5 protein-coding genes and 1 pseudogene are annotated in these 4,526 nt (G+C 62.9%); all 6 read right to left on the bottom strand.

From position 1 onward, the window contains the following. Window positions 1-609, bottom strand: a 609-nt coding sequence (locus tag I73_RS14510) for a proton-conducting transporter membrane subunit (RefSeq protein WP_026096756.1), incomplete at its 3' end; no start/stop codon positions are given. A gap of 19 nt (window positions 610-628) precedes the next feature. Then, entirely contained in the window at window positions 629-2,650 is a 2,022-nt protein-coding gene (nuoL, locus tag I73_RS14515; protein ID WP_022981276.1) for an NADH-quinone oxidoreductase subunit L, read from the bottom strand. Between the two features lie 20 nt (window positions 2,651-2,670). Further along, complete coding sequence (gene nuoK / locus I73_RS14520; protein WP_022981277.1) at window positions 2,671-2,985, bottom strand: NADH-quinone oxidoreductase subunit NuoK; 315 nt, start codon at window positions 2,983-2,985, stop codon at window positions 2,671-2,673. Further along, the gene (locus I73_RS14525; protein ID WP_022981278.1) at window positions 2,982-3,620 is read right to left on the bottom strand and encodes an NADH-quinone oxidoreductase subunit J; all 639 of its coding nucleotides are present in this window, start codon (window positions 3,618-3,620) and stop codon (window positions 2,982-2,984) included. The genes nuoK and I73_RS14525 overlap by 4 nt, the downstream gene beginning before the upstream one ends. A 57-nt stretch (window positions 3,621-3,677) precedes the next feature. After that, complete coding sequence (gene nuoI, locus I73_RS14530) at window positions 3,678-4,175, bottom strand: NADH-quinone oxidoreductase subunit NuoI (protein WP_022981279.1); 498 nt, start codon at window positions 4,173-4,175, stop codon at window positions 3,678-3,680. Window positions 4,176-4,195: 20 nt separating this feature from the next. Next, a pseudogene (locus I73_RS31710) lies at window positions 4,196-4,526 on the bottom strand (NADH-quinone oxidoreductase subunit H); the annotation flags it as partial.

Genomic DNA, 4,526 nt, shown 5'->3' on the forward strand with positions numbered 1-4,526 from the left:
CATGGGCAGCGGCAGCTTGTGCCACGTCAAGATGTCAAAGCTGCCACCCGACTTGATGTACAGGTAGGTCAGGGCCACCAGCATCAGCAGCGAGTCCAGCAGCGTGTACAGGAAGAACTTGAACGCCGCGTAGACGTGCCGCGGACCGCGCCAGATGCCGATCACGATGTACATAGGGATCAGGGTGGCCTGGAAGAACACGTAGAACAGCAGACCGTCCAACGCCGAGAAGACGCCGATCATCAGGCCCGACAGGATCAGGAAGGCGCCCAGATACTGGTGCGCGCGTTCCTGGATCACCTCCCAGGCGGCCACCACCACGATCACCGTGATGAAGGCCGTCAGCAGCACGAACCAGACGGAGATGCCGTCCACACCCAGGTGGTAGCGCACGTTGAAGCGCTCGATCCAGCTCAGGTTCTCGACGAATTGCATCGCCGCGGTGCTGGTGTCGAAGCCGGTGATCAGCGGCAAGGTGACCAGGAAGCTGAGCACGGAACCGACCAGCGCGGTCCAGCGGGCCGCGCCCGGGTTCTCGCTGCGCCCCAAGGCCAGCAGGATGACGCCGAAGGCGATCGGCAGCCAGATGGCAACACTCAAAAGACCCATTGTTGTTCTCCGCCTTCTCTCAACGGCCCACCAGGGTCGTCAGATGGGGCCACAGCTGCCACGTCATCAGACCAAACACGCCCAGCACCATCACCAGCGCATACCAGGACAGGAAACCGGTCTGCACGACGCGCAGTGCACCGGCACACCAGCCGACCACGCGGGCCGAGCCATTCACCAGCAGACCGTCGATCAGACCGACATCACCGCCCTTCCACAGGCCACGGCCGATCAGGCGCGCGCCGGCGGCGATGATGTTCTCGTTGATCCAGTCCATGTAGTACTTGTTCTCCAGCACGCGCACCAGCGGGGCCAGCACCCGGGCCAGGGTGGCCGGGATGGACGGCGCCACAATGTAGAACACATAGGCGGTGACCACACCGGCCAGGGCCAGCAGGAATGGCAGCGAGGTGAAGGCGTGCAGGCCCATGGCCACCGGACCATGGAACTCGTGGGCCAGCTCTTCCATCGCAGGGTGAGCCTCGCTGTTCACGAAGATCACGCCCTTGAAGAAGTCGCCGTACAGCAGCGGCTCGATCGCGAAGTAGCCGATGATCACCGAGGGGATGGCCAGCAGCACCAGCGGCAGCGTCACCACCCAGGGCGACTCGTGCGGGGTGTGCGCGTGGCCGTGGTCATCGTGGTGGTCATGCTCGCCCGGGAAGGGCTTGTGGTGGAAGTGTTCCTTGCCATGGAAGACCAGGAAGTACATCCGGAAGGAGTAGAACGCGGTCACGAACACCCCGGCGACCACCGAGAACTGCGCGAATCCCGCCGCGGGCAGATGGCTGGCGGCCACGGCCTCGATGATCGAGTCCTTCGAATAGAAGCCCGAGAAGAACGGGGTACCGATCAGCGCCAGGGAGCCGATCAGCGAGGTGATCCAGGTGATGGGCATGTACTTGCGCAGGCCGCCCATGTTGCGCATGTCCTGGTCGTGGTGCATGCCGATGATGACCGAGCCTGCGCCGAGGAACAGCAGCGCCTTGAAGAAGGCGTGGGTCATCAGGTGGAACACGGCCACGTTGTAGGCCGACACGCCCAGGGCCACGGTCATGTAGCCCAGCTGCGACAGCGTGGAATAGGCCACCACGCGCTTGATGTCGTTCTGGATGATGCCCAGGAAGCCCATGAACAAGGCCGTGATCGAGCCGATCACCAGCACGAAGTTCAGCGCGGCGTCCGACAGCTCGAACAGCGGCGACATGCGGGTCACCATGAAGATGCCGGCCGTCACCATGGTGGCGGCGTGGATCAGCGCAGAGATGGGGGTCGGGCCTTCCATCGAATCCGGCAGCCAGATGTGCAGCGGGAACTGCGCCGACTTGCCCATCGCGCCGATGAACAGGCAGATGCAGGCCACGGTCAGCAGGCCCCAGTCCTGACCCGGGAAGGTCAGCTTGGACAGCTCTTCCGACTTGGCGAACACCTCGGTGTAGTTCAGCGAGCCGGCGTAGGCCAGCAGCAGGCCGATGCCCAGGATGAAGCCGAAGTCACCCACCCGGTTGACCAGGAAGGCCTTCAGGTTGGCGAAGATGGCCGTGGGCTTCTTGTACCAGAAGCCGATCAGCAGGTACGACACCAGGCCCACCGCTTCCCAGCCGAAGAACAGCTGCAGGAAGTTGTTGCTCATGACCAGCATGAGCATCGAGAAGGTGAACAGCGAGATGTACGAGAAGAAGCGCTGGTAGCCCGGGTCCTCTTCCATGTAGCCGATGGTGTAGATGTGCACCATCAGCGACACGAAGGTCACCACGCACATCATCATCGCGGTCAGGCCGTCGATCAGGAAGCCGACCTCCATCTTGAGGCTGCCGACGGTCATCCATTCGTAGACGGTGGCGTTGTAGTGCGCGCCGTCCACCGCCACGGCCTTGAGGACCATGGCCGAGCAGATGAAGGCGATCAGCACGCCGAGGATGGTCACCAGGTGGGCGCCACGCCGACCGATGGTCTTGCCGAACAGACCCGCCAGGATGGAGCCGGCCAGCGGCGCCAGGGGCACGGTCAGAAGCAGGTTCTGGGAAAGTTGTGCAGACATGTTCTTCGGGGCTCCGTGCGTCAGCCCTTGAGCGAGTCGAGCTCGTCCACGGCAATCGTCGAGCGGTTGCGGAACAACACGACCAGGATGGCCAGACCGATGGCCGACTCGGCGGCTGCCACGGTGAGGATGAAGAACACGAACACCTGCCCGGCCATGTCACCCAGGTAGTGGGAGAAGGCCACGAAGTTCATGTTCACCGCCAGCAACATCAGTTCGATCGACATCAGCAGCACGATCAGATTGCGACGGTTCAGGAAGATGCCGACCACCGATAGCGCGAACAGGAAGCCGCCCAGCGTCAGGAAATGGTAGAGGGTGATGCCGTGGCTCATGCCTGGCCTCCTTCGGCGTCCTTGGGGGCGGACGGTTGTTCCACGGTCGCTGCCATCTTGACCAGCCGCAGGCGATCCGAGGCCTTGACGCGAACCTGCTCGGCCGGGTTCTGGTAGCGGCTGTCCTTGCGGTGACGCAGCGTCAGCGCGATGGCGGCGATCATGCCCACCAGCAGCAGCACCGCAGCCACCTGCAGCGGATACAGGTACTGGGTGTAGATTTCGACGCCCAGAGCGCGGGTGTTGCCCAGCTTGAGCACCGCCGGGTCGAAGGCCTTGGCCACCGGCAGGTTGAAGCCGGCCTTCATGACGATGGCCATCTCGATGGCGATCGCGGCCCCGATCAGTGCCGCCAGCGGGAAGTGGTTCCAGAAACCCTGGCGCAGGCTGTCGGTGTTGATGTCCAGCATCATCACCACGAACAGGAACAGCACCATCACGGCACCGACGTAGACCAGGGCCAGCGTGATGGCCAGGAACTCGGCCTGCAACAGCATCCAGATGCAGGATGCGTTGAAGAAGGCCAGCACCAGGAACAGGGCCGCGTGCACGGTGTTGCGGGCCGTGATCACACGGAAGCCCGCGAACAGCAGCACGGCCGAGAAGATGTAGAACAGAACGGAGGTGGGATTCATGTTGTGTGCGCCCGTGAGGTGCGCTGTCCGGGGATGGCGGCTGGCCATCCCGACCGGTCAGCGGTACTTGGCGTCGGCCTCCTTGTTGGCGGCAATCTGCTTCTCGTAGCGGTCACCCACCGCCAGCAACATGTCCTTGGTGTAGTACAGGTCGCCGCGCTTTTCGCCGTGGTATTCGAAGATGTGCGTCTCGACGATGGAATCCACCGGGCAGCTTTCCTCGCAGAAGCCGCAGAAGATGCACTTGGTCAGGTCGATGTCGTAGCGCGTGGTGCGGCGCGAGCCATCGGCCCGCACATCGGACTCGATGGTGATGGCCATGGCCGGGCAGACCGCCTCGCACAGCTTGCAGGCGATGCAGCGCTCCTCACCGTTCTCATAACGGCGCAGGGCATGCAGACCACGGAAACGCGGCGACATCGGGGTCTTCTCTTCCGGGAACTGCACCGTGATGGTGGGCGACAGGAAGTGGCGACCGGTCAACGCCAGGCCCTTCCACAGTTCCAGCAGCAGGAAGCTGGAAAAGAAGGTCTTGAGGGATGCGATTGAAGACATGGGTTGCTCTTTCTCTCGCCTTACTGCCAGATGTTGAAGGGCGACTGGATCCACAGACCCACGACCACCAGCCACACCAGGGTGATGGGGATGAAGATCTTCCAGCCCAGGCGCATGATCTGGTCGTAGCGGTAGCGCGGGAAGGAGGCCCGCACCCACAGGAACATCGTGACCACGACGAAGACCTTGATTGCCAGCCAGATCCAGCCCGGGATGAAATCCAGAAGGCGACGGGACTCAGCCAGCCACCCAGGAAGAGCAGCACGGTCAGCATCGACACCAGGATCATGTTGGCGTATTCGGCCCAGAAGAACATGGCGAAGGACATGCCCGAGTACTCGATCATGTGCC

The organism is Ideonella sp. B508-1 (genome assembly GCF_000333615.1).
Taxonomy (GTDB): domain Bacteria; phylum Pseudomonadota; class Gammaproteobacteria; order Burkholderiales; family Burkholderiaceae_C; genus Ideonella.

Coding starts and splice junctions, on each gene's coding strand:
- nuoL (WP_022981276.1), bottom strand. CDS start 2,650: ATGTCTGCACAACTTTCCCAGAACCTGCTTCTGACCGTGCCCCTGGCG.
- nuoK (WP_022981277.1), bottom strand. CDS start 2,985: ATGAGCCACGGCATCACCCTCTACCATTTCCTGACGCTGGGCGGCTTC.
- I73_RS14525 (WP_022981278.1), bottom strand. CDS start 3,620: ATGAATCCCACCTCCGTTCTGTTCTACATCTTCTCGGCCGTGCTGCTG.
- nuoI (WP_022981279.1), bottom strand. CDS start 4,175: ATGTCTTCAATCGCATCCCTCAAGACCTTCTTTTCCAGCTTCCTGCTG.